This is a genomic window from Nonomuraea sp. NPDC049684, from assembly GCF_044465345.1.
GTDB lineage: Bacteria > Actinomycetota > Actinomycetes > Streptosporangiales > Streptosporangiaceae > Nonomuraea.
In genome coordinates this window covers 32847-59045 of the sequence record NZ_JBITLO010000022.1, presented here as the reverse complement: position 1 = coordinate 59045, position 26199 = coordinate 32847, and the positions used below count along the sequence as shown (strand labels likewise).

At 72.1% G+C, this 26199-nt stretch carries 22 protein-coding genes and 1 riboswitch; of the genes, 10 read left to right on the top strand and 12 right to left on the bottom strand.

Annotated elements, in window-relative coordinates; translation table 11 throughout:
• Nucleotides 1–13 precede the first annotated feature (13 nt).
• Nucleotides 14–1462 carry an alpha/beta hydrolase gene (locus ACIBST_RS44165; protein ID WP_397179458.1) on the top strand — a complete coding sequence of 483 codons (1449 nt, stop codon included), beginning with the start codon at nucleotides 14–16 and terminating at the stop codon, nucleotides 1460–1462.
• An 85-nt stretch (nucleotides 1463–1547) separates the two neighbouring features.
• Here the strand turns inward: ACIBST_RS44165 and ACIBST_RS44160 are convergent, their stop codons facing one another.
• The gene (locus tag ACIBST_RS44160; RefSeq protein ID WP_397179457.1) at nucleotides 1548–4580 is read right to left on the bottom strand and encodes a sacsin N-terminal ATP-binding-like domain-containing protein; all 3033 of its coding nucleotides are present in this window, start codon (nucleotides 4578–4580) and stop codon (nucleotides 1548–1550) included.
• Nucleotides 4581–4694: 114 nt separating this feature from the next.
• Nucleotides 4695–5495, bottom strand: a complete 801-nt coding sequence (locus tag ACIBST_RS44155; protein ID WP_397179456.1) for a DUF3027 domain-containing protein — start codon at nucleotides 5493–5495, stop codon at nucleotides 4695–4697.
• Between the two features lie 125 nt (nucleotides 5496–5620).
• Between ACIBST_RS44155 and ACIBST_RS44150 the strand changes: the two genes are divergently transcribed.
• Nucleotides 5621–7132, top strand: a complete 1512-nt coding sequence (locus ACIBST_RS44150) for an MFS transporter (protein WP_397179455.1) — start codon at nucleotides 5621–5623, stop codon at nucleotides 7130–7132.
• Here the strand turns inward: ACIBST_RS44150 and ACIBST_RS44145 are convergent.
• Together ACIBST_RS44145 and ACIBST_RS44140 are read right to left on the bottom strand one after the other, a co-directional pair.
• Nucleotides 7129–7524: a cold-shock protein gene (locus ACIBST_RS44145; RefSeq protein WP_352320910.1), complete on the bottom strand. Its 396-nt coding sequence runs from the start codon at nucleotides 7522–7524 to the stop codon at nucleotides 7129–7131. The two genes, ACIBST_RS44150 and ACIBST_RS44145, sit on opposite strands and share 4 nt — an antisense overlap.
• A gap of 90 nt (nucleotides 7525–7614) precedes the next feature.
• Complete coding sequence (locus tag ACIBST_RS44140; protein WP_397161672.1) at nucleotides 7615–8223, bottom strand: HAD family hydrolase; 609 nt, start codon at nucleotides 8221–8223, stop codon at nucleotides 7615–7617.
• 112 nt (nucleotides 8224–8335) lie between these two features.
• On the opposite strand from ACIBST_RS44140, the gene ACIBST_RS44135 reads away from it, so the two are divergent.
• Together ACIBST_RS44135 and ACIBST_RS44130 are read left to right on the top strand one after the other, a co-directional pair.
• Nucleotides 8336–8728 (top strand): hypothetical protein, encoded by a 393-nt coding sequence (locus ACIBST_RS44135; protein ID WP_397179454.1) that lies wholly within the window; start codon nucleotides 8336–8338, stop codon nucleotides 8726–8728.
• Nucleotides 8729–8762: 34 nt separating this feature from the next.
• Nucleotides 8763–9380, top strand: coding sequence for a TetR/AcrR family transcriptional regulator (locus tag ACIBST_RS44130; RefSeq protein ID WP_397179453.1), 618 nt, complete (start codon nucleotides 8763–8765; stop codon nucleotides 9378–9380).
• Here the strand turns inward: ACIBST_RS44130 and ACIBST_RS44125 are convergent.
• Nucleotides 9373–10104: a hypothetical protein gene (locus tag ACIBST_RS44125; protein ID WP_397179452.1), complete on the bottom strand. Its 732-nt coding sequence runs from the start codon at nucleotides 10102–10104 to the stop codon at nucleotides 9373–9375. The two genes, ACIBST_RS44130 and ACIBST_RS44125, sit on opposite strands and share 8 nt — an antisense overlap.
• A gap of 66 nt (nucleotides 10105–10170) precedes the next feature.
• On the opposite strand from ACIBST_RS44125, the gene ACIBST_RS44120 reads away from it, so the two are divergent.
• Complete coding sequence (locus ACIBST_RS44120; RefSeq protein WP_397179451.1) at nucleotides 10171–12501, top strand: helicase-associated domain-containing protein; 2331 nt, start codon at nucleotides 10171–10173, stop codon at nucleotides 12499–12501.
• Nucleotides 12502–12518: 17 nt separating this feature from the next.
• Here ACIBST_RS44120 and ACIBST_RS44115 read toward each other — a convergent pair whose 3' ends face one another.
• Complete coding sequence (locus ACIBST_RS44115; RefSeq protein ID WP_397179450.1) at nucleotides 12519–13871, bottom strand: hypothetical protein; 1353 nt, start codon at nucleotides 13869–13871, stop codon at nucleotides 12519–12521.
• Nucleotides 13872–14293: 422 nt separating this feature from the next.
• Between ACIBST_RS44115 and ACIBST_RS44110 the strand changes: the two genes are divergently transcribed.
• The 3 genes from ACIBST_RS44110 (at nucleotide 14294) to ACIBST_RS44100 (ending at nucleotide 17911) form a co-directional block, all read left to right on the top strand.
• Nucleotides 14294–15769 (top strand): AMP-binding protein, encoded by a 1476-nt coding sequence (locus ACIBST_RS44110; RefSeq protein WP_397179449.1) that lies wholly within the window; start codon nucleotides 14294–14296, stop codon nucleotides 15767–15769.
• 68 nt (nucleotides 15770–15837) lie between these two features.
• Entirely contained in the window at nucleotides 15838–16191 is a 354-nt protein-coding gene (locus ACIBST_RS44105) for a hypothetical protein (RefSeq protein ID WP_397179448.1), read from the top strand.
• A gap of 67 nt (nucleotides 16192–16258) precedes the next feature.
• A complete protein-coding gene (locus ACIBST_RS44100) occupies nucleotides 16259–17911 on the top strand; it encodes a DNA repair helicase XPB (RefSeq protein ID WP_397179447.1) in 1653 nt (550 codons plus the stop codon).
• A 243-nt stretch (nucleotides 17912–18154) separates the two neighbouring features.
• On the opposite strand, the gene ACIBST_RS44095 is transcribed toward ACIBST_RS44100, so the two are convergent.
• Nucleotides 18155–18490, bottom strand: a complete 336-nt coding sequence (locus ACIBST_RS44095) for a hypothetical protein (RefSeq protein ID WP_397179446.1) — start codon at nucleotides 18488–18490, stop codon at nucleotides 18155–18157.
• Between the two features lie 121 nt (nucleotides 18491–18611).
• Here ACIBST_RS44095 and ACIBST_RS44090 point away from each other — a divergent pair, with 121 nt between their 5' ends.
• A complete protein-coding gene (locus ACIBST_RS44090; protein WP_397179445.1) occupies nucleotides 18612–20612 on the top strand; it encodes a HelD family protein in 2001 nt (666 codons plus the stop codon).
• Nucleotides 20613–20674: 62 nt separating this feature from the next.
• Nucleotides 20675–21205, top strand: a complete 531-nt coding sequence (locus ACIBST_RS44085) for a YbhB/YbcL family Raf kinase inhibitor-like protein (protein ID WP_397179444.1) — start codon at nucleotides 20675–20677, stop codon at nucleotides 21203–21205.
• A 102-nt stretch (nucleotides 21206–21307) separates the two neighbouring features.
• Here ACIBST_RS44085 and ACIBST_RS44080 read toward each other — a convergent pair whose 3' ends face one another.
• From ACIBST_RS44080 to thrC, 5 genes are all read right to left on the bottom strand, one after another.
• Nucleotides 21308–21865 carry a hypothetical protein gene (locus ACIBST_RS44080; protein WP_397179443.1) on the bottom strand — a complete coding sequence of 186 codons (558 nt, stop codon included), beginning with the start codon at nucleotides 21863–21865 and terminating at the stop codon, nucleotides 21308–21310.
• Between the two features lie 154 nt (nucleotides 21866–22019).
• Entirely contained in the window at nucleotides 22020–23648 is a 1629-nt protein-coding gene (groL, locus tag ACIBST_RS44075) for a chaperonin GroEL (RefSeq protein ID WP_352320884.1), read from the bottom strand.
• 344 nt (nucleotides 23649–23992) lie between these two features.
• The gene (locus ACIBST_RS44070; RefSeq protein WP_106250594.1) at nucleotides 23993–24193 is read right to left on the bottom strand and encodes a cold-shock protein; all 201 of its coding nucleotides are present in this window, start codon (nucleotides 24191–24193) and stop codon (nucleotides 23993–23995) included.
• Between the two features lie 243 nt (nucleotides 24194–24436).
• Nucleotides 24437–24712: a MoaD/ThiS family protein gene (locus ACIBST_RS44065; RefSeq protein ID WP_352361720.1), complete on the bottom strand. Its 276-nt coding sequence runs from the start codon at nucleotides 24710–24712 to the stop codon at nucleotides 24437–24439.
• Nucleotides 24713–24737: 25 nt separating this feature from the next.
• Complete coding sequence (gene thrC / locus ACIBST_RS44060; protein WP_397179442.1) at nucleotides 24738–25970, bottom strand: threonine synthase; 1233 nt, start codon at nucleotides 25968–25970, stop codon at nucleotides 24738–24740.
• Between the two features lie 13 nt (nucleotides 25971–25983).
• Nucleotides 25984–26124, bottom strand: a riboswitch (SAM riboswitch).
• Nucleotides 26125–26199: the final 75 nt, after the last annotated feature.

Below are 26199 nucleotides of genomic sequence, written 5' to 3'. Positions count from 1 at the left end.
CATGAAGAAGGCGATGTTGACGATCCTCCTGGGCGCCGCCGTCCTCGCCGGTTGCGGCACCACGGGTGAGCCCGCGAAGCAGGCCGGGCCCGGCAAGGGCACCGTCGCCTGGAGCCCGTGCACCGGGCTGACCGGGCCCGACGGCAAGCCGCTGCCCAAGGACGACGCCGTCCAGTGCGGGTCCGTACAGGTGCCGCTCGACTACGGCGACCCCGGCGGCCAGAAGATCGACCTGGCGCTGATCCGGATCAAGGCCACCGGCGACCCGCTCGGCTCGCTGGTCTTCAACTTCGGCGGGCCCGGCGGGTCGGGCGTCGACACGCTGGCCCAGGCCGCGAAGGCGTTCAGCAGCCTGGGCACCCGCTACGACCTGGTCAGCTTCGACCCCCGCGGCGTCGATCGCAGCGCGGGCGTCAGGTGCGGCGGCGAGCTCGACGCCCTCCTCGCCGCGCCCGCGGGGGCCGACGGCGAGGCCATGTCGAAGAAGTTCGCCGCCGCCTGCGAGAAGGACTCGGGCAAGATCCTGCCCCACGTGGGCACCGTGAACGCCGCCCAGGACCTCGACCGCATCAGGGCCGCGCTCGGCGACCGGCGGCTCAACTACTTCGGCTTCTCCTACGGCACCCATCTCGGCGCCGTCTACGCCACCCGCTTCCCCGCGAACGTCGGCCGTTTCGTCCTCGACGGCGCCTTCGACCCCACGGTCACCTTCGAGCAGCGCGCCGTCACCCAGGCCACCGGCTTCGCCCACGCCTTCGAGGCGTTCGCGAAAGACTGCGTGGCCCGGACCTGCGACCTCGGCCAGGACCCGGCCGCCGTGAAGAGCGCCGTCGAGAAGCTGCTCGACGGGCTCAGGAGCAAGCCGCTCAAGGTCGGCGACCGGCAGCTCACCTACGGCCTGGCCCAGCTCGCCGTCATCACCCCGCTGTACGCCAAGTCCGCCTGGCCGGTGCTGGAGCAGGCCGCCGCGGCCGGGATCAAGGGCGACGGCGCCACCCTGCTCGCCCTGGCCGACGCCTACACCGGACGGCGGCCCGACGGCACCTACTCCACCATGATGACCAGCCTCCAGGCCATCACCTGCGCCGACACGACCGAACGCCCGACCGCCGCCGACATGGCCCGGGTGGACGGCAAGATCAAGAAGATCTTCCCCATCCTGTCGGCGGACGGCACCGCCACCGCCTGCGGCCACTGGCCCACCCCCGGCGACGACGCGGCCAAGCGCATCGACGCCACCGGCTCGGCGCCCATCGTGGTCATCGGCGGCAAGGGCGACCCGGCCACGCCGTACGAGTGGGCCACCGCGCTCAACGCCAAGCTGAAGACCGGCGTGCTCATGACGTACGAGGGCGAGGGCCACGGCGCCTACCTGAGCGGCGCCGGTTGCGTCACGCGCACGGTGGACGCGTACCTGCTGAACGGAAAGGTGCCGGCAGCGGGCACCACCTGCGCGGCCTGACCGGAGACGGGACCGGTGGCGGGCACCGCCTGCGCGGCCTGACCGCGGCGGGCCGCCCCCTCGGACGGGAGGCGGCCCGCCGGTGTCAGGACAGGTCGGCCTCGGCCAGCAGCAGCGGCACCGCCTCCGGGTCGCGCAGCAGCGCGGCCACGGCCAGCCGGTCGTTCCACTGGCCCGTGGCCCAGGCCAGCCCGCGGGCCAGCCCGTCGACGCCGGTGCAGTGGACCGCGCCCTCGAAGAACCGCCACGTGCAGGCGACGCCGTCGACCAGCAGCTTCTCGTGCTCGACGTACGTCTCGGGCGCCGTCGGCAGCAGCGAGCGCACCTGCGGCGGCACCGCGCGCACCTCGCCCTGCGAGGTCACCTCGCCGCTGGCCAGCTCACCGGCCAGCGGCAGGTCGAGCAGCTCCGACAGCGCCTCGGCCAGGTCGTAGGAGGCCAGCACCAGCGGCCGGTCGGTGACGAGCTGCAGCAGGTCGGGGGCCTCGACCACCACGGCGTCCTCGGCAGCGGCCACCACGATGTCGCCGCCGAGCACCGCGCGCACCCGCGCGGGCGGCTCGACCCGGGCCGGATCGACGGCGGCCAGCGCGATCCACAACGCCCGAAGCTGCGCCCGGTCGACCTCGATCGCCGGGTCGGCCATCAGCTCCAGCAGCTCCTCGGGGCCGCCGTGGGCGGCCAGCAGCTCGGCGAGCGTGGTGCGCACGCCGAGCATCGACAGCGCCGCCGCGTCGAGCCCGGCCGGCGCGTCGGCGTAGAGGCCCTGCAGGAGCGGGTCGGCGCCGGGCAGCCGCAGCTCAAGCGGCTTGCGGCCGCCGAGCACCGGATGGTTGGCCAGCCACCACGCGGTGTAGGACGGCACCTCCACGCCCTCGACGCGCAGCGGGTGCAGCGCGGCCCGCAGCGGCGGCCGGGTCAGCAGCGGCAGCGCGGCCTCCCAGTCGGCCACCAGCTCAAGGTCGCGCACCGCCGCGAACTCGGCCACCACCGGCGGCACCGCGAGGTCGGGCAGCAGGTCGAGCACGTGGTCGAGCCAGTCGGCCTCGCCGTCGAGGTCGTGGTCGCAGTCGTCGTGGTCGAGCAGCACGTCGGAGTCGTGGGCGACGGCGAACCCGTCGAGCACGCCCGCCGCCGCCAGCACCCGCGCCCCGTAGGTCTCCTCCAGCTCGGGCGCGGCCACGCCGAGGTGGGTGTCGGCGGCCAGCAGCCCGGCCAGGGCGCCGTCGGCGAGCATCAGCTCACCGGCCGCGTAGAGCTCGCCGTCGGCGCCGCGCAGCGCCAGCTCGGCCAGCCACGGCGCCTCGCCGGGAACCAGCCCGGACGCCGCCACCAGCGACAGCACGGCCCGCGCGACCGGCTCGGGGTCGGCGCTGTCGAGCGACTGCGCGACGGCGGCCTTGGTCAGCGGGTCTTCGAGCACCGTGCGCGGCGTGGCCTCGGCGGCGCCCAGCCGCAGCAGCGCCGGATGGGCCGCCTCCGGATGCACGATGCGCAGCCCGAGCGGCGTGAGGTCGAGGTCGGCGCCGCCGTCGGTGAGGATCAGCGTGCCGCGCGGGCCGCGCACCACCCGGCCGTCGGTCAGCGGCACCGGCAGCGCGCCCAGCGACTCGGGGTCGTCGGCGGGCAGCACCGCGTACAGGGAGCGCCACCAGGACGGCTCACGCGCCTCCACGGCCTCCCCGGACAGCAGGTCGACCACGTCGGCCAGCTCAACCCGGCGCACGCCCAGGGCGACCATGGCCGGATGCCTGGCCGGCCAGCCGGCGGGCAGCAACCCCGGCACGAAGTCGGCCACGGTGTCGAGCAGCTCGGCGGTGGCCCCGGCCACGACGGCCGCCTCCCGGCCCGCTACCACCCAGCCGTCGCCCTCGGGCTCGCGCGCCGGATGCTCGACCCGCCACTCGGCGTCTGGCTCGTAGACCTCGGCCTCGGCGAAGGACGGGGTCTGGACCGCCGGCGCGGGCGCCGACAGCGCGGGCAGCAGCGGCGCGGACGGCAGGCGTTCGAGCACGGCCCGCCGGACGCGCGCGTCGAGCTCGCCCTTGCCCATGAGGGACGGCACCAGGTCGAGCAGCCTGGACGTGCGAGGCAGCTCGCCCAGCAGCCGGACGTAGGCGTCGGCCACCCGCTCGACCAGGAAGTCGGTGAGCGGCCCCTTGGCGACGTGCCGCCGGTCGGTGGCCATCGGGAAGGACGCGATCAGCAGCGCGGGCAGGTCGATGGGCTCGTCGCTCGGCGTCGGGGCGTGCACGACGGGCGGCACGGCGGCGGGCAGCGGGCCTGGCTCGCCGGTGCCGGTGACGGGCACCGCCCAGCGCAGCGACCAGAAGGGCCGCGCCCGCTCCTCGGTGGGCCGGTCGGCGAACAGCCTGGCGACCTCCTCGGGGGTGAACTCGCCGGACTCCGACACGACGTGCCAGCCGTCGGCCACGACCGTGCGGGTGGCGCCGTCGAGGTCGATCTCGATGGCCTCCAGCGCGGGCAGGCCGAGCAGCAGCGCCGGGCTGGTCTCGGCCAGCATGACGCGGACGGCGTCGACCGCCGCGGCGTCGCGCAGCGGCAGCCGGACGAGCGTGTCGAACCCGTCGGGCACCTCCAGCGGCGGCGCGTCGAACGGCAGCCTGAGCAGCGGCACGTGGCCCGCCCGGTCGGCCAGCTCGCCCGCCAGCACGGGGATGCCCGCGACCAGCTCGGACGTGCCGGCCCGCGACCAGCGCACCGAGCCGCCGCCGCGCGAGCCGATGGCCGGCTCGTCGCAGACGGAGACGACGGCCGCGAAGCCCACGCCGAACCTGCCGGCCGCGCCGATCTCGTCGCGCTTGCCCGACACGCGCAACGTGGACAGGCCCTCCACGCCGGTCGCGTCGAGCGGGGCGCCGGTGTTGGCGGCCGTCAGCACGTCGCCGCGCAACGTCAGCCGCAACACCCCTGGCACCCCCGCGCGCAGCGCCGCGTCGGCGGCGTTCTGGGCGAGCTCGACGATCAGCCGGTCGCGGTAGCCGCCGAGCGCGAAGTCCTCCTCGGCGTTGGCGTCCTCGCGGAAGCGGGCGGGCGAGGCCGTCCAGGCGGAGAGGACGGCGGCTCGCATCCGGTCAGTGCCAAAGGTGTCGGTCATCGATCACGATCCTGGTCGAGTGAAGAGGGGCCAGGGTAGGTTAGCCCCCCTGACCGACGAAACCGCCGTGCCGTGCTCGCGTCATGCCCGTGCCCGTGCCGTGCGCGTGCGCGGTCAGGAGTGGCCGAGCTCCTCGGTGGCGGATCCGTCCACCGAGCCCTCTTCCTCCTCGATCAGGTCGTAACCCAGGTCGTCGAGGATCGGGATGGCCTGCTCGACCGGCGGGGGCAGCACGGCCGCCTCCGAGTGGGCGCCGCAGCCGTGGTCGGCGGCGACGACCTTGCCGTCGTCGGGGGCGTACTCGTTGGCGCAGACGCCGAACGACAGCCGCAGCTCACCGGAGAGCAGCCAGTAGAACCCGCAGGTGGAACACTGCGCGGGCGCGGCGTGTGCGATCGGAGTGTGCGGCCCGTGCTCGCCCGCGTGCCAGCGTCTGGCAGCCCGGTCTCTGCCGATGGCCGAGAGCACACGGGCTCGGCCCAGGCCGTACTCGAAAACCATCTGGCGGTCGGCATCTTCGTCGAGCTCGGTGAAACCGGGCGCCAGCCTGTCGTCGTCGTCGGGGGTCGGCAGCAGGTCGCCGACGCCCAGGTCGCCCGGCCGCAGCCGCTCGCTCCACGGCAGCCACTCGGGGGCGAGCAGCGCCCCGGAGCCGGGCAGCAGCACGGCCTCGCTGACCGTGACCTTCTTCGCGCGCGAGGCGCGGGTGACCGTGACGGCCCACCGCCAGCCGCGATAGGCCCGGTCGAGGCAGGCGAAGTAGTGGGTGACGATCCGGTCGCCCTCGCTCTCGAAGCCGAGGTGCTCGCCGGGCTCGCCCGGGTGCGCCAGCTCCTGCGCCGCGGCGCGCGCCAGATCGACTGCGGCGACGCAGGCCTGGTCGGGAGCGGGGACGCGGGCACGGGTGCGGCTCATCGGGCCGCCTCCGCCTGAAGGTGCTGTTCGCTCACACTTCATTCTCACCCATAGGCGGACCTGGCAGACCCACAACCGCCGATCCGAAGCTGAGAACAGGGGTGAATCGGGTAAGACTGGTAGGCGTGGGGGGTGGCTGGGAGCAGGCTCGGGACATCTCGCGGCGGATCGGCCATGCCATCGGCGGCGCGGGACGCGCCGGCGTGCGCGCGGGCCGGGCCACCGCGAGCGGCACCGTCCGGGCCGGCCGGGCCACGGCCAGGGGCGCGCGCAGGGCGGGCAGGGCGACCAGGAAGCTGACGTACGCGGGCGGCGCGGGCCGTACCGGGCTCGGCCGGCTGATCGAGCTGTCGGCCGGCAACAGCGCCGCCGACGCGCTGGTCACGGTGGCCCTGGCCAGCACGGTGTTCTTCGGCGTGCCGGTCGGCGAGGCGCGCGGGTCGGTCGCTCTCTACCTGGTCATCACGATGCTGCCGTTCGGGCTGCTCGCGCCGTTCGTGGGGCCGATCCTCGACCGGTTCAGGTCGGGGCGCCGCTACGTGATGGCCGGCACGCTGTTCGGCCGGGGGCTGCTCTGCTTCGCCATGGCCGCCGCCGTGGGGGCGGGTGACCTGCCGACGCTGTTCATCGGCGCGCTGGGCGTGCTGGTGTTGTCGAAGGCGTACAACGTGTCCAGGGCGGCGATCATGCCGAGCGTGCTGCCCGCCGACATCACCCTGGTCTCGGCCAACGCGCGGGTGGCGCTGTTCACGCTGGTGGCGGCCGGGGTGGCGGTGCCCGTGGGGGCGGGCCTGACCGCGTGGCTGGGCAGCGCCGTGGTGCTGCGCGTGGCCATGCCGGCCTTCCTGCTGCTCGGCGTCGCCGCCGTACGCCTGCCGCGGCACGTCGACTCGCCCGACCAGGAGGAGGAGGGCGTGGCGCCGCGCTGGCGCACCCTGCTCAAGGTGGGCCCGGCCGTGGCCGAGGCGGTCTGGGCGAACGTGGCGCTGCGGATCTTCTCCGGTTTCCTGGTGTTCTTCCTGCTCTTCCTGGTCCAGGACAAGGCGGTGCCGTGGCTGGCCGCGCCGGCGGCGGCCGCCTCGTTCTTCGACGTCCCGAGGACGATCGCGCTGCTCGCCCTGGCCGCCGGGCTGGGCGGCCTGGCCGGGGCCGCGGTCGCCAACTGGACGCGCAACCACGCCCCCCAGGTGATCGTGCTGGTCACGCTGGCGGTGACGGCCGCGACCACGATCGTCACGGCCGTCCTGTTCGGCCTGTGGACCGCGCTGGCGGTCTCGCTGGTCACCGCGTTCGCCCAGGAGCTGGGCAAGCTGGCGCTCGACGCGATCGTCCAGCGGGAGATCGGCGAGGAGGTGCGCTCGTCCACGTTCGGGGTGGTGGAGGCGGTGCTGCAGTTCGCCTGGGTGTTCGGCGGCCTGCTCGGGCTGGTGCTGTCGCTGACCCGCAGCTCCGTGGCCGGCTTCGTCGCGCCGGCGGTCGCGCTGACCGGCGCGCTCGGCTGGCTCCTGGTCACCAGGCGGGGGCGGGTGCGAAAGGCCGAGGCCAAGCTGGCCGGGCAGCGGGCCGAGGGCCCCGATCCGCAACGGACCGAGACCCTCGACCGCACCAAACCCCTGACGAACCCGGGCGGCGGTTAGGCGTCGAGGTCGTCCGCGACGGCCCTGAGCACCTGGGCGATCTTCTTGGCGTGCGCCGCCTCGGGGTGCTTGCCCCGCTGGTAGGAGGTGGAGACGCCGTCGAGCAGCTTGATCAGGTCTTCGACGATGACGACCATCTCGTCGGGCGTCTTCCGCTTGCCCTTGGGCTTCGTCTTGGCCAGGGTCGGCGGCTGGTCCAGGATCCGGACCGACAGCGCCTGCTGGCCCCGGCGTCCCTCGGCCACGCCGAACTCCACCTTCTGGCCTGGCTTGAGCGGGCCGGCGTTTGTGGGAAGCGCGGAGGAATGCACGAAGACCTCACCGCCGTCGTCACGGGTGAGGAAGCCGAAACCCTTGTCGGCGTCGTACCACTTGACCTTGCCACTCGGCACAGGAGGACCTCGTTCAAACAGTCGAAAAGGATGAATGGATGTAGGTTATGCCCCGAAGCGCGCGGAGGCGACCGGGAAAATGCCGGGCAATTACCGTAGTTCGTCGCGCGCACGCCATCCGGCGAACCAGTCGGCGAATTCGGTCAGGTCGGCGAGGGCCACGTCGGCTCCGTGCTCACGCAGCTCTCCCACCGTGTAAGGGCCCGTCGCGACGGTCACGCTCATGGCGCCGCCCGCGCGCGCCGCCTCGATGTCGGCGACATGGTCACCAACATAAGCCGCCGCGCCGAAGCGCGCGAGTGCCGTTCCCTTTGCGGCTCCGAACACCGATCCGACCACTTCGTCCACGGCCAGCCCGAGCAGTTCGACGGTGCCGGCCGCGTCGCGCGGGTTCTTGCCCGTCACCACGATCACCCGGCCGCCGCGGGCCCGTACGGCGGCGATGGCCTCGTACGCGCCCGCCATCGCGGTGTGCACCGGAACGCCCACCGCGGGATAGATCTCCCGGAACAGCTCGGCGGCCGCGGGAATGGCCTCCGCCGGCATCCAGTTGGCCAGCTCGTACTCCAGCGGCGGCCCCAGCCGGGTGACGATCTCACCGCTGTCGATGTGCACGCCCAAACGGCTTGACAGCTCGTCGTAAACGGCCGCGATGCCTGATCGCGTGTCGGCCAATGTCATGTCCAGGTCGAAACCCACTGAGGTAGTCACCCGTGCAGGATGCCAAACGCCGCATCCACGTCGGTAACGACCCTTGTTGTGGGACTCTGGGAATGGGCAGAAAGGAATTACTTATCGGAGAGGAGTGACCGTGTCAGAGACCCCCCGCACGCCCGGCACGGGAGACCGGCTCGCCGCCGCCGCCGCTCCCCGTCCCCATCGGCCCGCCCGGCCGCGCGGCACGCCGGTGACGGCCTGGCGGCGGGTCGCGGCGTTCGCGGCGTACGCGGTGCGGCTGGCGTCCAGGCTGGCGGCGCTCTCGTTGGCGCTGCACGCCGTCTTCACGGTGTTCCGGGCCAACCCGGCCAACGGCTGGTACCAGCTCGTCGAGTCGCTGGCCTCAGGGCTCTCGCTCGGCCTGGCGGACCTCTTCCAGCTCGCCGACCCGCGCTGGACCACGCTCGTCAACGACGGGCTGGCCGCGCTGGCATGGCTCGTCGCCGGTTCGGCACTGGCGGGCCTGGTCAGGCGCGCTGCGGCCTAACGACTACTCTCGTTACGGAGGTATCTGCACAGACATGACCAGATCGACCCGTGAGCGGATCATCGACGAGGCCCTGCGGCTGTTCGCCGAGCGTGGCTACGCCGCCACCTCCGTGGCCGAGATCGAGGCCGCCTCAGGGCTCTCCCCCGGCGCGGGCGGGCTCTACAGGCACTTCAAGTCCAAGTACGAGGTGCTCGCGGCCGCGATCAACGAGCATGCCGCCCGCACCAGGAGCCAGGTCGCCGAGAGCCTGGCCGAGCTGAGCACCATGGAGGCCGCCGCCGGCCTGGAGGACCGCCTGTCGCTGCTGTGCCGGGCGGGCCTGGCCAAGGTGCGGGAGGAGTCGGAGCTCACCCGGGTGTTCTTCCGGGACCTGAGCCAGTTCCCCGAGCTGGTCGCGGTGGTCCGCGAGGGCCTGCTCCAGCCCATGTTCGACGCGATCACCACCTGGTTCCGCGCCCAGCCCGAGTACGCCGCCGCCAAGGTCGACTGGGCGGGCATCGCCGCGGTGCTCGGCGGGTCGGTGGTCCACTACCGGCTGTTCCAGGAGACCGTGGGCGAGATGCCGGGCCACGCGGAGAAGGACCAGTTCGTCGCCGCCTGGGTACGTCTGGCCGTCGGCCTGCTTCCCAGCCCGGCGCCGGTCAGCTGAGGTCGAGCAGCCGGTAGGCCAGCCAGGCGATGCCAAGGGCCGTACCGATCATGAACATGACCCCGCTGACCTCGAAGAACCGGGCGACGAACGCCGCGAGCCCCGGCCCGGCCGCCTGGAGCCCCCCGACGAGCACGCCCCCGACCGTGTAGCCGAACAGCGGCGCCCCGGCCCCGGCCAGCTTGTCGCCCGCCGTCCACGTGTCGCTGAACAGCACGACCGCCGCCCCGGCCGCCCACACCAGCACCGGCACCTGGAAGATCGCCACGGCCGGCAGCCCCACCGGCACCAGCAGCGCCGCCAGCGCCAGCACCACGAGGGCGGCGATGTCGCGCGGCTGCCCCCTGACCACGCTCCCGGCCCTCCTGCGACCGGCCGCGGGTGGGGTGGCGGACAGGTCGGCGGTGGGGGGCGCGGGTGAGGTGACGGGCAGGTCGGCGGTGCGGGGCGCGGGTGGAGCTGCGGGCGGGGCGGCGGGCAGGGTGGCGGGCAGGGCGGCGGTGGGGGGCGCGGGTGGGGTGGCCAGGCGGCGGGCCTCGCGTTGGACCAGGGCCACCGGGTCGCCGAAGCGCGTCAGCACCTTCGCGACGTCCCGGGCGTCCTGGCTGCCCCGCCGCTCCGCCTCGATCCTGGCCCGCAGCCGCCGCGCGAAGTCGAGCCGCTGGTCGGGCCTGAGCACGCCGTGCGCCGCGTCGGCCGCCCTGCTGACGTAGTTCAGGACCATTTGGTCCGCGTGCTCTATCACGTCTGGCAATGCTGCCCCGATCAGGGGGGACATACCATGGCAACGATGGAGTTCACGGAGTGGATCAGGGGGCGCACCGACGAACAGCTTCGGGCGCTCGTCTCCGCGCGGCCTGAGTTGATCACTCCGGTGCCCGCGCATCTGGAAGGGCTGGCCGCGCGCGCCGCCAGCCCTTCGGCGATCGGCAGGGTGCTCGACCGGCTCGACCGGTTCACGCTGGCCGTCGTCGAGACGCTGGCCGTACAGGACGGGCCGGTGACGAAGGCGGCGCTGCGCGGCCTGGTCGGACGGGCGCTGGCGGCGGGCAGGCCCGAGCCCGCGCTGACCGCGGCCCTCGACCGGCTGCGTGACCTCGCGCTGGTCTTCGGCCCCGACAACGCGCTCGACCTCGGGCCGGGCGTGCGCAAGGTCCTGGAGGAGCCCGCCGGGCTCGGCCCCAAGGTCGTCGACGTGTTCCGGCACCACCCGCCCGAGCAGCTCGACGAGATGGCCGACGACGTCGCCCCCGGCACCGACGGGCCCGGCAAGGAGCGGCTGGCCGCCGCGCTGTCCGCCCCCGAGGCCCTGGTCGCGGCCGTCTCGCCCGAGGCCAGGGGCGCGCTCGACCAGCTCGTGTGGGGGCCGCCGACCGGGCGGGTGCCCAACGCCAGGCGCGAGGTGCGCGTGGCCTCGGCCCGTTCGCCCATCGAGGAGCTGCTGGCCCGCGGGCTGCTCGCGGCCACCGGCGAGGAGAGCGTGACGCTGCCTCGCGAGGTGGGCCTGCACCTGCGCGGCGGGCGCGTCCACCGCGACCTGCTCGCCGTGCCGCCCGCGCTCGGCGGGGCCGCGCGCGACCGCGAGCTGGCCGACCGTACGGCGGCGGGCCAGGCGTTCTCGTTCGTCAGGTCCGTGGAGGAGCTGTGCGAGCGGTGGAGCATCGATCCGCCGGGGGTGCTGCGCACCGGCGGGCTCGGCGTACGCGACATGAAGCGCACCGCGACCGACCTCGACCTGCCCGAATGGGCGGCGGCGCTGGTCGTCGAGGTGGCGCACGCGGCGGGGCTGGTCGCCGCGGGCGGCGGCGTCGACGGCGAGTGGCTGCCGACCTCCGGCTACGACCTGTGGCGGGTCAGGGCCACCGCCGACCGCTGGGTGACGCTCGCCGCGACCTGGCTGCACATGGACCGCGTGCCCGGCCTGGTCGGCGAGCGCGACGACCGCGACCGGCCGCTCAACGCCCTGCACACCGACCTGCGCCGGGCCTCCGCGCCGGGGGTGCGCACGGCGACCCTCGGCGTGCTGGCCGCCGCGCCGGGCCTGGCGCCCGACCGCGACTCGGTGCTCGAACGCCTGGCCTGGGAGCAGCCGCGCCGGCGCGGGCCGCTGCGCGAGCAGCTCACCGAGTTCGCGCTGCGCGAGGCCGAGCAGATCGGCGTGACCGGGCTCGGCGCGCTGTCCGGCCACGGGCGGGCGCTGCTCGACGGCGGCGACGCGGCCGGCCTGCTCGCGCCGCTGCTGCCCGAGCCGGTCGACCACGTGCTGTTGCAGGCCGACCTCACCGCCGTCGCCCCCGGGCCGCTGACCAGCGAGCTCAACCGCTGGATGACGCTCACCGCCGACGTCGAGTCCAAGGGCGGGGCGACCGTCTACCGGTTCGGCGAGGGCTCGATCCGGCGGGCGCTCGACGCCGGGCACGGCGGCGAGGAGCTGCTGGCGATGCTGGCCCGCCATTCGGCCACGCCGGTGCCGCAGGCCCTGTCGTACCTGGTGACGGACGTGGCCCGGCGGCACGGGCGGATCCGGGTGGGCACGGCGAGCGCCTACGTCCGGTGCGACGATCCGGCGCTGCTCGACCAGATCACCGCCGACCGCCGCGCCGCCGCGCTGCGCCTGCGCCGGCTGGCCCCCACGGTGATCGCCTCGCGCTCGTCCAGGGCGGCGCTGGTGGACTCGCTGCGGGCCATGGGGTACGCGCCGGTCGCCGAGTCGCTCGACGGCGACGTGATCATCTCGCAGCTCGACAGCCGGCGTACCGAGGGGGTGGCGCCCGTCCGCGCCGTGGCCTCGGTCAGCGGGCTCGACCCCGAGGTGGCCTCGGCGGCCGTACGCGCGCTGCGCGCGGGCGACGCGGCTCACCTGGCGCGGCGCGAGCCGGTCGACGCCCCGGGCGGCGCCGTGCCCCGGGGGCCCGCCACCGCCACGATCTCGGCCCTCCAGGACGCCATCAAGCAGGGCGTACGGGTGTGGATCGGTTACCTCGACTCGCAGGGCAACGCCACCTCGCGCATCCTGGAGCCGGCCCGGATGGAGGGCGGCTACCTGACGGCGTACGACGAGACCAGGGCCGCCGTCCACCGCTTCGCCCTCCACCGCATCACCGGCGTCGCCGGTCTCTGACCCGCCTTCCCCCCGTCTCAGGGGTGGTGGGTGAGCGCGTGGGCCGCGAGCCGGGCCGCGGGGCCGTCCCCGGCGGCCAGGCGGCGCAGGTGGGCCGCCGCGTCGGCCGGGTAGCGCAGGGACAGACCGCCGCACAGCCCGGCGACCGCCGCGACCGCCCGCGGGTCGGCCGGGTCGCGGGCCCAGGCGAGCGCCAGGCGCAGGGCCTCGGGGGCGAGGGCGTCGTCGGCGCACATGTACGACAGCGCACCGCCCGCCGCCAGCCGTTCGCCCGCCCGTCCCCGCGCCCACACCTCCAGGAACTCCTGCCGCGCCTCCCTGAACGACCAGGAGGCCAGCAACGCCACGCCCTCGGCCGCCCGCGCGCGCACGTCGTCCCCCTGGAGGGCCAGCGAGCGCGCCCACTCGCGCAGCGGCTGCCACAGCCAGTAGCCGTACCGGGCGGCCAGTTCGCCGAGCACCTGGGCGCGGTGGTGCGGGACGCGGAAGACGACGAGACCGTCGCGCACGGCGATCAGCGGGTGCGGCGCGCCGGCCGGCCCCGGCCCCGCCTCGTGGGCCTCCCGGCTCCGCTCGAACGCGGCCAGCCGGCGGGCGAACTCCGGCTCGGGCAGCCCGTGCGCGAACGCGAGCGCGGCCACCGCCCGTACTTCGTGCATCGGCGGCTTGGTGTCGAACCAGGCGGCCACCTCCTCGCCCGCGGGCTCGTCGTCCCGCACCAGGCGGGTGGCCAGGCGGACGACCTCGGCCGGCGTGCGCAGCGCCAGCGCGCGGACCCGGGCGGTGGCCGCCCCCTCCGGGGCGCTCCGGCCGCCGAACGCGCTCAGGTACAGGTCGAACAGCTCGCCCGGATCGGGCGCGCCCCACGGCTGCTCCACCTCGACCGCCTGCGACGGGACGCCGTTCCGGGTGATCACCAGGTACGACCCCAGCTCGGCGAGCTTGCGGGCCAGGTCGAGCAGCTCGCCGCGGTCGGCGCTCCCGGCGATCCAGTCGTGCAGCAGGTACGCCCGCCCCGGCCCGTACTCGGTCCCGGCGAGCAGGTCGGCGGCGCTGCCGGCCGGCGACAGCACGGTGATCCTGCTCTCGGCCAGCGACATGCGCGACAGCAGGGCGATGGCGCCGAGCCGCTTGCCCATGTCCGCCTCCCCCACCAGGACGAGCAGATGCCGCATGGACAGCCGGCGAACCGCGTCGGCGAAGCCGGCGGGCTCCAGGTACGAGCGCAGCAGGGTGTCGGCCGCGCGCCGGTCGAGGTCGCGGGCCACCGGGACGACCAGAGGCCGGAGCTGCTCGTTGATGGCGATGACGCGCTCGGTGAGCGTTTTGTCGTCGAGGTCGCTCTCGCCTGCTTCAGGCGTGTCGATCACGAAGTCACCTCGGGCCTGAGGGGAACGTTGTCAATGGAAAATGTCTTTCGCGAACGCTTTTGTCCGGCGACTTGTTTCCCCGGCTTATGGATTGACCGTGCGCCGCCCGGCGACCACCGTTCCGACCAGGCGTTTCTCGCGAAGCTCGCGGCCACGGCCGCCGGCGCGCGCATGTCGATCATGTCCTCCATTGCTCTGGGCGACGGGCCGGTGACAAGAACCGCGACTGGCCATCTGGTAGCACGGAACCCTAGTTATCCCACCAATACACGATCTAGCGCCACCCGAAAACTCGAATGACCTTCTAGGCCGATATTGGACATTTACAGGGCATGAGAGCATCGTCCACAATCGTCAGTCAAGGGCGGACGTGAGAACGTTCAGGGTTGACTGCGCGCGGCGCCTCCGATCAGGTTGTGCATGTGACCGAGCAAACGCTGGGCCAGCTGGCCGAGGAGTCATGGAACCGCTTCGACGACCACGACTCGGTGTTCTACGAAGGGGTCTGGCACCGCAGCCACGAGCTGGCCGGACGCGCCCGCCGGATGTGCGGCGGGTTCGTCGAGGCCGGGATCCGGCCGGGCGACCGGGTGGTCGTGATGATGGCGACCTCCCCCGAGGTCCCGATCGTCTACCAGGCATTGTGGGCGGCGGGCGCGGTGGTCACGCCCGTGGTCTTCCTGGTGGGGGCCGAGGAGCTGCGGCACATCCTGCTCGACAGCGGCGCGTCGGCCGTCGTCACCTCGCCCGAGCTCGTGGAGACCGTGCGGGCCGCCGCGGTGGACGTCCCGATCCATGTGGACACGGCCGAGCTGGAGAGCGCCACCGAGCACGGACGGGTGCGCCGGGACCCCGGCGACCTGGCCGCGCTCATGTACACCGGCGGCACCACGGGCGTCGCCAAGGGGGTCATGCTGAGCCATCGCGGGCTCTGGCAGGTGGCCAAGGACGCGTACGAAATATCCCACCAAGAGGGGAAAAATCGTGCGATCGTGCCGGTGCCGCTCTCGCACGCGTACGGGTTGATCATCACCGTGGCCGGCCTGCACGCGACCGAGCCGCAGCAGGCCGTGCTCATGCGCTGGTTCGAGCCGGAGGCGTTCCTGCGGCTGGCCGCCGAGCAGCACGTCCAGTACGGCACCGTGGTGCCCGCCATGATCCACATGCTCCTGGCCCAGCCGCTGGAGTCGCACCCGCTCCCCGACCTGGCCTACCTCACCTGCGGGGCGGCGCCGCTGGGCCGGGCTGCGCTCCAGGAGTTCGAACGCCGGATGCCGGGCACGCAGATCCTGGAGGGCTACGGCCTGACCGAGACCAGCGCCGTCACCACCTTCAACCCGCCGGGCAGGCGCCGCCCCGGCAGCGTCGGCCTGCCGCTGGCCGGCTACACGATCACCATCCGCGACTCCGCGGGCGAGGCGGTGGAGTGCGGCGACGTCGGCGAGATCTGCGTCAGCGGCGACTCGCTGATGCTCGGCTACTGGGGCGAGCACGAACCCGACCCCGAGGGCACCGCGCTGGTCGGCGGCGAGCTGCGCACCGGCGACGTCGGCTGCGTGGACGACGACGGCTACCTCTACATCGTCGACCGCAAGAAGGACCTGATCATCCGCGGCGGCTTCAACGTCTTCCCGCGCGACGTCGAGGACGCGCTCAACCAGCACCCCGACGTGGTCATGTCGGGCGTCGTCGGCCGTCCCGACCCGCGGCTGGGCGAGGAGGTCGTGGCGTTCGTGCAGCTCAGGCCGGGGGCTGAGGAGAGCGCCGAGGAGCTGATCGACTGGGCGCGCGACCGGGTCGGACGGGTGAAGTACCCGCGCGAGGTGCGCTTCGTCGAGTCGATCCCGGTCACCAGCGTGCTCAAGCTGGACAGGAAGGCCCTGCGCGGCCGGTTGTGACCGTCCGCGCGCACCGGGTCGGGCGCGTCGGTATTCCGTGATAAACGTTGACCTGTCTGGAGGTGAACGTGAGTCAAGAAGACCCGTCCGGCTACCCGCACCTGCCCTACGGGGCGCCCTACGGCGAGCAGCCGCCTCCGCAGTACGGCTACGGCTACGGCGTGCCGCCGCGGCGCGACGAGGGCCCGCAGGCCGCCGCGATCGTCGCCGTCGTGCTCAACTTCCTGTCCCTCGCCTCCTGCCTCAACGTGCTCGGGCTGCCCGGCGGCATCCTGGCCGCCGTGGCGCTGACGCGGGCCCGCGAGCAGCCGGGAAGCGCCCGTTCGCTGCTGGTCTGGAGCTGGGTGCTGTTCGGCGCCGGTTTGGTGCTGAACATCGGGCTGTTCCTCTTCCTGGGCCTCACCGGCCGCCTGGACGACTGATCGATTACCCGTTCCGGGACTGTTCCTGCCGTCGCGCGTGTTGGATAAGGGTCAACCGTAGGAAGGGATGTCCGTGAACGACGGCCCGCTCATCGTCCAGTCGGACAAAACGCTGCTGCTCGAGGTCGACCACGAGAAGGCCGACGCGTGCCGCAAGGCGATCGCGCCGTTCGCCGAGCTCGAACGAGCGCCTGAACACGTCCACACCTACCGCGTCACGCCGCTCGCCCTGTGGAACGCGCGTGCCGCCGGCCACGACGCCGAGCAGGTCGTCGACGCGCTGATCGGCTTCAGCCGCTACCCGGTGCCGCACGCGCTGCTCGTCGACATCGCCGAGACCATGGCCCGCTACGGCCGCCTGCGCCTGGAGAAGGACCCGGTCAACGGCCTGGTCCTGACCTCGACCGACCGCGCGGTGCTCGAAGAGGTGCTGCGCTCGAAGAAGATCCAGCCGATGCTGGGCGAGCGCCTCGGCGCCGACTCGGTCATCGTGCACCCGAGCGACCGCGGCAACGTCAAGCAGGCGCTGCTCAAGCTGGGCTGGCCCGCCGAAGACCTGGCCGGCTACGTCGACGGCGAGCACCACCCCATCAAGCTGCTCCAGGACGGCTGGGAGCTGCGCAACTACCAGCGCGAGGCGGCCGACGCCTTCTGGCACGGCGGCTCCGGCGTGGTCGTGCTGCCCTGCGGCGCGGGCAAGACCATCGTGGGCGCGGCGGCCATGGCCCACGCCCAGGCCACCACGCTGATCATGGTGACCAACACGGTCAGCGCCCACCAGTGGAAGACCGAGCTGCTCAAGCGCACCTCGCTGACCGAGGACGAGATCGGCGAGTACTCCGGCAACAAGAAGGAGATCCGCCCGGTCACCATCGCCACGTACCAGGTGATGACGACCCGGCGGAAGGGCGTCTACAGTCACCTGGAGCTGTTCGACGCGCGCGACTGGGGCCTGATCGTCTACGACGAGGTCCACCTGCTGCCCGCGCCCATCTTCCGGATGACCGCCGACCTCCAGGCCCGCCGGCGGGTGGGCCTGACCGCGACGCTCGTGCGCGAGGACGGCCGCGAGGGCGACGTGTTCTCCCTCATCGGCCCCAAGCGCTACGACGCGCCGTGGAAGGAGATGGAAAACCAGGGCTGGATCGCGCCGGCCGACTGCGTCGAGGTGCGGGTCACGCTGACCGACGAGGAGCGGCTGGCGTACGCGATGGCCGAGGCCGAGGAGCGTTACCGGTTCTGCGCCACCACGCCGTCCAAGACGTACGTGACCGAGGCGCTGGTCCGGCGGCATCTGGGCGAGCAGGTGCTGGTCATCGGCCAGTACATCGACCAGCTCGACGAGCTCGGCGAGCACCTCAACGCCCCGGTCATCAAGGGCGAGACCAGGGTCAAGGAGCGCGAGCGGCTCTACCAGGCGTTCCGCGACAAGGAGATCCAGGTCCTGGTGGTGTCGAAGGTGGCGAACTTCTCCATCGACCTGCCCGAGGCGGCCATCGCGATCCAGGTGTCGGGCACGTTCGGGTCGCGGCAGGAGGAGGCCCAGCGGCTCGGACGGGTGCTGCGGCCCAAGGCCGACGGCGGTGGCGCCCGGTTCTACACGGTGGTCAGCAGGGACACCGTCGACCAGGAGTTCGCCGCCCACCGGCAGCGCTTCCTGGCCGAGCAGGGATACGCCTACCAGATCATCGACGCCGACGACGTGCACGGCGAGGTGTGACCGGTTGAATGCCCGGCCGCTCGTTGCCTGAGCGGCCAGGCACGGCGTTTACGTCACGTCCACGAGACTCCACGGGTCGTCGACATCGAACCACCCCCCTCACCTGCGTACTATCACGCCGCCTGCGACATACCCCCATGATCCGACAAACGCACCTGAAATGCCCGACTTTTTCGGTATTCCCACGTTCACTCAGAGATACGGTCTTTGCCGGGTTCGTTCAGGGGTTCGCCGGGGGGTTCGCTACCTGGCCAGCAGGCCGCCGAGGAACAGCACCGCGCCGGCGACGAGCCACGCGGCGACCCCCGTCCCCATGAAGCGGCCGAACGTGCGCGGGTCCTGCCGGGACGCCGGGACCAGCCACGCGGCCAGCGTGGCGCAGGCGGCCAGCGCGGCGAACAGCCCCGACGCCGTGGAGACCGCGCCGAGACGCCGGGAGCACGCCGCCGCGGACTCGCCGCCCGCGCAGAACGCCTCCAGCCCCCACCCGGCGAAGACCGACATCCCCCAGAGCGCCGCCAGCAGGAAGCTCGCGACCGTGGGGATCATTGGCGAGAGGACCAGGCGAAGGCGCGCCACCTTCCCTCCTTACCCCGCCGCGCGCCGGTAAATGCCTTGGAGGCACCGGACGGCCGCCGTTAAACTAGCCGATTCGCTGCCTTGACCACCTCCGTTTTTCGATCCTGGGAGGCGCTTTCGCATGCCCACACACCAACTGGCTCCCGACATACCCTCCGACGTGCTCGCCGCCGAGCAGGCCCACCTGGCCGAGTCCAGGGCCGCGCTCAAGGCGATGCGGGCCCACGCCCAGTCGTTGTCGGCCGACGCGGCCGGCGACTGGGTCTCGCAGCAGATCCTCCAGTCGCTGCTGGACCAGCGCGTGGCCGCCCTCGCCGACCATCCGGACACCCCGCTGTTCTTCGGCCGCCTCGACCGCGAGGGCGGCGACGACCTGCCGGGCACCATCTACGTCGGCCGCCGCCACGTGCACGACGGCACCAGCCGGCCGCTGGTCATCGACTGGCGCGCGCCGGTGTCCCGCGCGTTCTACCAGGCCAGCCCGGCCGACCCCATGGGCGTCGTCCGCCGCCGCCGCTTCGGCTACCACGGCGGCGCGCTGACCGCGTTCGAGGACGAGCCGCTCGGCGAGGGCGGCGAGGTCGGCCCCTCGAAGATCCTCACCGAGGAGATCGAACGCCCGCGCACCGGCCCGATGCGCGACATCGTGGCCACCATCCAGCCCGACCAGGACGAGATCGTCCGCGCGACGCTGGCCCAGACCGTGTGCGTCCAGGGCGCACCCGGCACCGGGAAGACCGCCGTGGGCCTCCACCGGGCCGCGTACCTGCTGTTCACCCACCGCGAGCGGCTGGCCAGGTCGGGCGTGATGATCGTGGGCCCGAACCGGGCGTTTTTGTCCTACATCTCCTCCGTCCTGCCCGCGCTGGGCGAGGTCAAGGTCGACCAGACCACCGTGGCCGGGCTGCTCGGCGAGCACGCCGCCGAGGAGGACCCGATGGTCTCCGCGGTCAAGGGCGACGCCAGGATGGCCGCGGTGCTCGAACGGGCGCTGTGGATGCACATCGTCAAGCCCGAGGACGGCCTGGTGTTCACCAAGGGCGCCTACCGCTACCGGGTCGCCGACCACGAGGTGCGCGAGATGGTGGCCTCCCTGCGCGGCACCACCCGCTACTCGCCGGGACGGGCCGCGCTGGCCCAGCGCCTGGCCCACCAGGTGCTCGTGCGGATGGAGCAGCGCGGCGAGTCGCCCGACGACCGGGTCCAGGACGCGGTGGCCAGGTCGAGGCCGGTCAAGCAGCTCGTCGACGCGGTGTGGCCGAAACTGACGCCGGAACAGGTCCTGCACCGCCTGCTGTCCGACCCAGAATTCCTCACAAAAGCCGCCAAAACCGATTTGTCGCCTGACGAGCAGGAAATGCTGCTTTGGCGGAAGCCTTATCGGAGCTGGAAGTCCGCCAAATGGTCGGCCGCCGACGCCGCGCTCCTCGACGAGCTGCGCGACCTCATGGAACGCACCCCGTCCCTCGGCCACCTCGTCGTGGACGAGGCCCAAGACCTGTCCGAGATGCAGCTGCGGGCGCTCGGCCGGCGCTGCCGCAACGGCTCGGCCACCGTGCTCGGCGACCTGGCCCAGGGCACCACGCCGTGGTCCACCAGCTCGTGGGAGACCGTGCTGAAGCACCTCGGCCAGGACGAGGGCGAGGTGACCGAGCTGACCCTCGGCTTCCGCGTCCCGCGCGAGGTGCTCGACTACGCGGCCCGCCTGCTGCCCTCGATCGCCCCCGCGCTGGCCGCCCCGCGGTCGCTGCGTCCGGGCGCGGGCTCGCTCACGGTCCGGCCGGGCGGCGCGGTCGCCGAGGCCGCCCGGGAGGTCCTGGCCAGGGAGGGCTCGATCGGGGTCATCGTCCCCGACGCGATGGTGGCGGCGGTCTCCGAGTCGCTGTCCGGCCTGCCGCACGCGGTGCTCGACCCCGACGCGACGCAGGACCACCGCCTGCTGATCGTGCCCGCCACCCTCGCCAAGGGCCTGGAGTACGACCACGTGATCGTCGTGGAGCCGGCCGACATCGTCGAGGCCGAGCCCCGCGGCCTGGCCCGCCTGTACGTGGTCCTGACCCGCGCGGTCACCTCGCTCACGGTGCTGCACGACAGGCCGCTCCCGGCGCAGCTCGGAACCTGACGGAGGGCGGGCACGGCCGCTTCTAGGATGGCCTGAAGGAGCTGTCAACCTAGGAGGATGCCGTGCCCGCACCCCTTCCGCATGAACACCTGCCCCCGGTCCCCGCGCTCGTGGTGGAGAGCGACGACATCCGCGACGGCGAGCGGCTGAACGACCTCCACGTCTTCGACGACTGGGGGATGACCGGCGGGAACGTCTCGCCCCAGCTGCGCTGGTCGGGCGCGCCCGAGGGCACCCGCGGCTACGCCGTCACCTGCCACGACCCCGACGCCCCCACCGGCAGCGGCTTCTGGCACTGGGTGCTGTTCGACCTGCCCGGCGACACCACGGAGCTGCCCAGGGGCGCGGGCACCGGCCCCGACTTCAAGGGCCTGCCCGCCGGCGCGGTCCACGCCCGCAACGACTACGGCACCAAAGACTACGGCGGCGCCGCTCCCCCGCCCGGCGCCCCCCACCGCTACGTCTTCACGGTGCACGCGCTCGGGGTCGACGAGCTGGGCGTCGGCAGCGACGCGAGCCCGGCCGTCGTCGGCTTCAACATCACCGCCAACACGCTGGCCCGCGGTCACGTCGTCGCGCACTTCGGCGTCTGAGACCGGCACAACACCGCGGCGAAGGCGCCCCGTTCGCGTTCGGGGCGCCTTCGCCGTGGTGCCGCGTCGGGTTCGGTACGCCCGGCGCCACCAGACGGGGGTTCAGTCGCCCTGCACCAGCTCGTCGGCGAACGTGAAGTCCCCGGGGGCGTTGGACGACAGGTCCTCGTTCTCGACGGCCGACCGGCCCTCGAAGGCGTCCGAGACGTCCTCGCGCTCGCCCGACATCTCCTGGCCCTCGTCAGAGACGTCCTCGCGCTCGCCGGACATGTCCGCGCCCTCGTCCGACATGTCCGCGCCCTCGTCCGAGTTCTCGTCGCGCTCGCCCGACATGTCCTGGCCCTCGTCGGAGGCGTCCCCGTGCTCGCCGGACCTCTCGTCGGCCTCCTCGGACGACCTGTCCTCGCCTTCCTCGGAGGACCCGTCCTCGCCCTCCTCCGACATCTCCCCGCGCTCGTCCTGCGACGTCCACCTCGACGGCGAGGCGCAGTAGTCGCGGTCGTACAGCTCCAGGTAGCCCGCGCAGTAGGGCACGTCGACGTACTCCAGGGACTCGTCCAGGTAGCCGTGGTCGTCTGCCTGGGCGGGCATCGTCATGGCGGCCGCGGCGGCCATCATGACGGCCCCGAGCCCGAGAACGCGCGCGGTGCGGGAATTCATGTAACTACTCCTTTGTGCGGTGAATCGTCACTTCGTGTATCGTTACTTTCCGTAGTCAATAACTACTAAACGTGACGGGATCGGACACAACAAAAGGCGGCCGGATCCTTGGAGATCCGAACCGCCTTCTGATGTGTCAGCGACCAGGCGAGGCCTAGAAGTCCATGTCGCCGCCGCCGGGCATGCCGGCCGGAGCAGCAGGGGTCTTCTCGGGCTTCTCGGCGATGACGGCCTCGGTGGTGAGGAAGAGCGCCGCGATGGAGGCGGCGTTCTGCAGCGCGGAGCGCGTCACCTTGGCCGGGTCGATGATCCCGGAGTCGAACATGTTGACGTACTCGCCGGAAGCGGCGTTGAGGCCCTCGCCCGGGGTCAGGTTGCGCACCTTCTCCACGACGACGCCGCCCTCGAGGCCCGCGTTGACCGCGATCTGCTTGAGGGGCTCCTCAAGAGCCTTCTTCACGATCGCCGCGCCGGTGGCCTCGTCGCCGTTGAGCTCGAGCTTGTCGAACGCCTTGGCGCCGGCCTGCAGCAGCGCCACGCCACCGCCGGGGACGATGCCCTCCTCGACGGCCGCCTTGGCGTTGCGGACGGCGTCCTCGATGCGGTGCTTGCGCTCCTTGAGCTCGACCTCGGTCGCCGCGCCGGCCTTGATGACCGCCACGCCACCGGCCAGCTTGGCCAGGCGCTCCTGCAGCTTCTCGCGGTCGTAGTCGGAGTCGGTGCGCTCGATCTCGGCGCGGATCTCGTTGACCCGGCCGGAGATCGCCTCGGCGTCACCGGCGCCGTCGACGATGGTGGTCTCGTCCTTGGTCACCACGACCTTGCGGGCGCGGCCGAGCAGGTCGAGGGTGGCGGTCTCGAGCTTGAGGCCGACCTCCTCGGCGATGACCTGACCGCCGGTCAGGATCGCGATGTCGCCCAGCATGGCCTTGCGGCGGTCGCCGAAGCCCGGGGCCTTGACGGCCACGGAGCGGAACAGGCCACGGATCTTGTTGACCACCAGGGTCGCCAGGGCCTCGCCCTCGACGTCCTCGGCGATGATCAGCAGCGGCTTGCCGGACTGCACGACCTTGTCGAGCAGCGGCAGCAGGTCCTTGTTGGCCGAGACCTTGCTGTTGACGATCAGGATGTACGGGTCTTCGAGAACGGCCTCCATGCGGTCGGAGTCGGTCACGAAGTACATCGACGTCATGCCCTTGTCGAAGCGCATGCCCTCGGTGAGCTCGAGCTCCAGGCCGAAGGTGTTGCTCTCCTCGACGGTGATGACGCCTTCCTTGCCGACCTTGTCCATCGCCTCGGCGATGAGCGAGCCGATCTCGGGGTCGGCGGCGGAGATGGAGGCGGTGGAGGCGATCTGCTCCTTGGTCTCCACGTCCTTGGCCAGCTTGGAGAGCTCCTCGCTGACCCGCTCGACGGCGGCCTCGATGCCCTTCTTCAGGGCCATCGGGTTGGCGCCGGCGGCCACGTTGCGCAGACCTTCGCGCACCAGAGCCTGGGCGAGCACGGTGGCCGTGGTGGTGCCGTCGCCGGCGACGTCGTCAGTCTTCTTGGCGACTTCCTTGACCAGCTCGGCGCCGATCTTCTCCCACGGGTCCTCGAGCTCGATCTCCTTGGCGATGGAGACGCCGTCGTTGGTGATCGTGGGAGCGCCCCACTTCTTCTCCAGCACGACGTTGCGCCCCTTGGGGCCCAAGGTCACCTTGACGGCGTCGGCGAGCTGGTTCATACCGCGCTCGAGACCGCGCCGGGCGTCCTCGTCAAACGCGATCATCTTGGCTGCCATAAGGCTAGACCTCCCAGATGCAGGGTGGCGTGTCCTGGACCGAGCCGACGCCCGCGACGGCATAGGCCTGCATCTCCGTTCGGCAGACCCCATCGTCTCGATCCGAGTTGTTGGCACTCTGCCACACAGAGTGCCAACGAACTGTTTAGCACTCTACCCTGCCGAGTGCAAGCCACGGGCACCCCACCCCAGCTCATCGGGCAGGTCATCGGGTGCGCCGGTTCGTACGGCGAGCCGCCCCCTGAGGCGCGGCCCGCCGTGCGAAGCCGACGGAGGAAACAGTGGCGAGCCCGTACGGACTGCGCTGCCGCACGTCCCGCCTGGTGCATACCAGCGAGGGTGAATCAGACCGTGCGGACGGACTCCGCCTGCGGCCCCTTCTGGCCCTGCGTGATCTCGAACTCGACGCGCTGTCCCTGTTCGAGAGAGCGGTACCCGTCCATCATGATCGCTGAGTAATGGACGAATACATCCTTACCACCGTCTACCGCGATGAAGCCGTAGCCCTTGTCCGCGTTGAACCACTTGACGGTGCCCTGCGCCACTTCCGACTCCTCTTACTGGGCTCGCAGATCTCGCCCATTCCTTCGCGAGACCCGTAATCGCATGACTTTTGGGAAAATCAGCCAGACGATCGCCCTCGACCATACCTGTGGCACGGGGTTTGGCAACAGAGTCAACCGACAAAACGCTAATTTCATCGAAGGCTGAGTCGTTCGAGGTTGAATTTGGTTCTAAAACAAGAAGGCGCCCACAAGGGGCGCCTTCAAGAGTCGGTGGTCCGGCGGTCAGCCGCCCGCGACGGCGGGGATGATGGAGATCTGAGTGCCTTCCGGGGCGGGAGTGTCCAGGCCCTCGGCGAAACGGACATCCTCATCACCAACGTAAACGTTGACAAAACGACGAATCTTGCCCGATTCATCCAGAATTCTCGCGCCGATCCCCGGGTAGTCGGAGTCGAGCTTGGCGAGAACGTCACGAAGAGTCGCCCCTTCGCCACTCACTTCGGCGTTACCCCCGGTGTAAGTGCGCAGAATGGTGGGAATCCGCACAGAAACGCTCATGGTTTTTGTTGCCTTTCCTGGATAGTCAGACAGTCGCGCGGAACGCGTCGAGAGAGGGCCGGATCACGGCGGTGGGCCGCGCGTCGTCGCTGATCGCGTCGAGCGTCTTCAGGCCGTCGCCGGTGTTCAGGACCACCGTCTCGGCCTCGGGGTCGAGCCTGCCCGACTCGACGAGCTTCTTCAGCACGCCCACCGTGACGCCGCCCGCGGTCTCGGCGAAGATGCCCTCGGTGGAGGCCAGGAGCTTGATGGCGGCGACGATCTCGGTGTCCGTGACGTCCTCGACGCCCCCGCCCGTGCGCCGGGCGATGTCCAGCACGTACGGCCCGTCGGCGGGGTTGCCGATGGCCAGCGACTTGGCGATCGTGTCCGGCTTGACCGGCTGGACGACGTCGTGCCCCGCCTTGTACGCCGCCGAGACCGGCGAGCACCCGGCCGCCTGCGCCCCGAACACCTTGTACGGCGTGTCCTCGACCAGCCCGAGCGCGATCAGCTCCTTGAACCCCTTGTCGATCTTCGTGAGCTGGGAGCCGGAGGCGATGGGGATGACGATCTGCTCCGGCAGCCGCCAGCCGAGCTGCTCGGCGATCTCGTACGCGAGCGTCTTCGACCCCTCGGCGTAGTAGGGCCGCAGGTTGACGTTGACGAACCCCCACCGCTCGCCCAGCGGGTCGCCGATCAGCTCCGAGCAGAACCGGTTGACCTCGTCGTACGTGCCGTCGATGCCGATCAGCCGGCCGCCGAACACCCGGGCCATGGCGATCTTGGCCGCTTCGAGGTCGGCCGGGATGAACACGCACGCGTCGAGGCCGGCCCGCGCGGCGGCGGCGGTGACCGCGCCGGCGAGGTTGCCCGTGGAGGAGCAGGAGAGCGTGTGGAACCCGAAGTTCCTGGCCGCCTCGACGGCGATGGCGACCACCCGGTCCTTGAAGGAGTGGGTGGGGTTGCCCGAGTCGTCCTTGACGTGCAGGGACCGGATGCCGAGCGCCTTGCCGAGGTTGCCGGCCTTGACCAGCTTCGTCCAGCCCGGGTTCATGTTGGGCTTGCTCGCCACGTCGGCGGGGACCGGGAGCAGGGAGCGGTAGCGCCAGATGTTGGCGGGGCCGGACTCGATGTCCGCGCGGGTCACCTGGCCGAAGGAGTAGGCCGCTTCGAGCGGCCCGAAACACTCCAGGCAGGCGAAGCTGGGGCCCAGGGGGTAGCGCGTGCCGCACTCGCGGCAGGACAGAGCGACGGCAGGACCAAAGTCGAGCGACATGAAGCGAGGCCTTCCCTCATCTTCGCCCGCGGCCACCTTGACCGCGAACCGGAATTGGCACCTTGTCCCGGTCGGCCTCGCCAGGTCGCGAGCACAAGCCGGGAGGGTTGCCGGGGCTTCGCAGGGCCGGTCCCTCCACCCCTCTGGATGAGCAATATTCAGTTGTTCGAAAAGGACTCTACCTTCTCAAGTGGTGGAAACAACCACCCGTCTCAGCATGCGAGAGGAC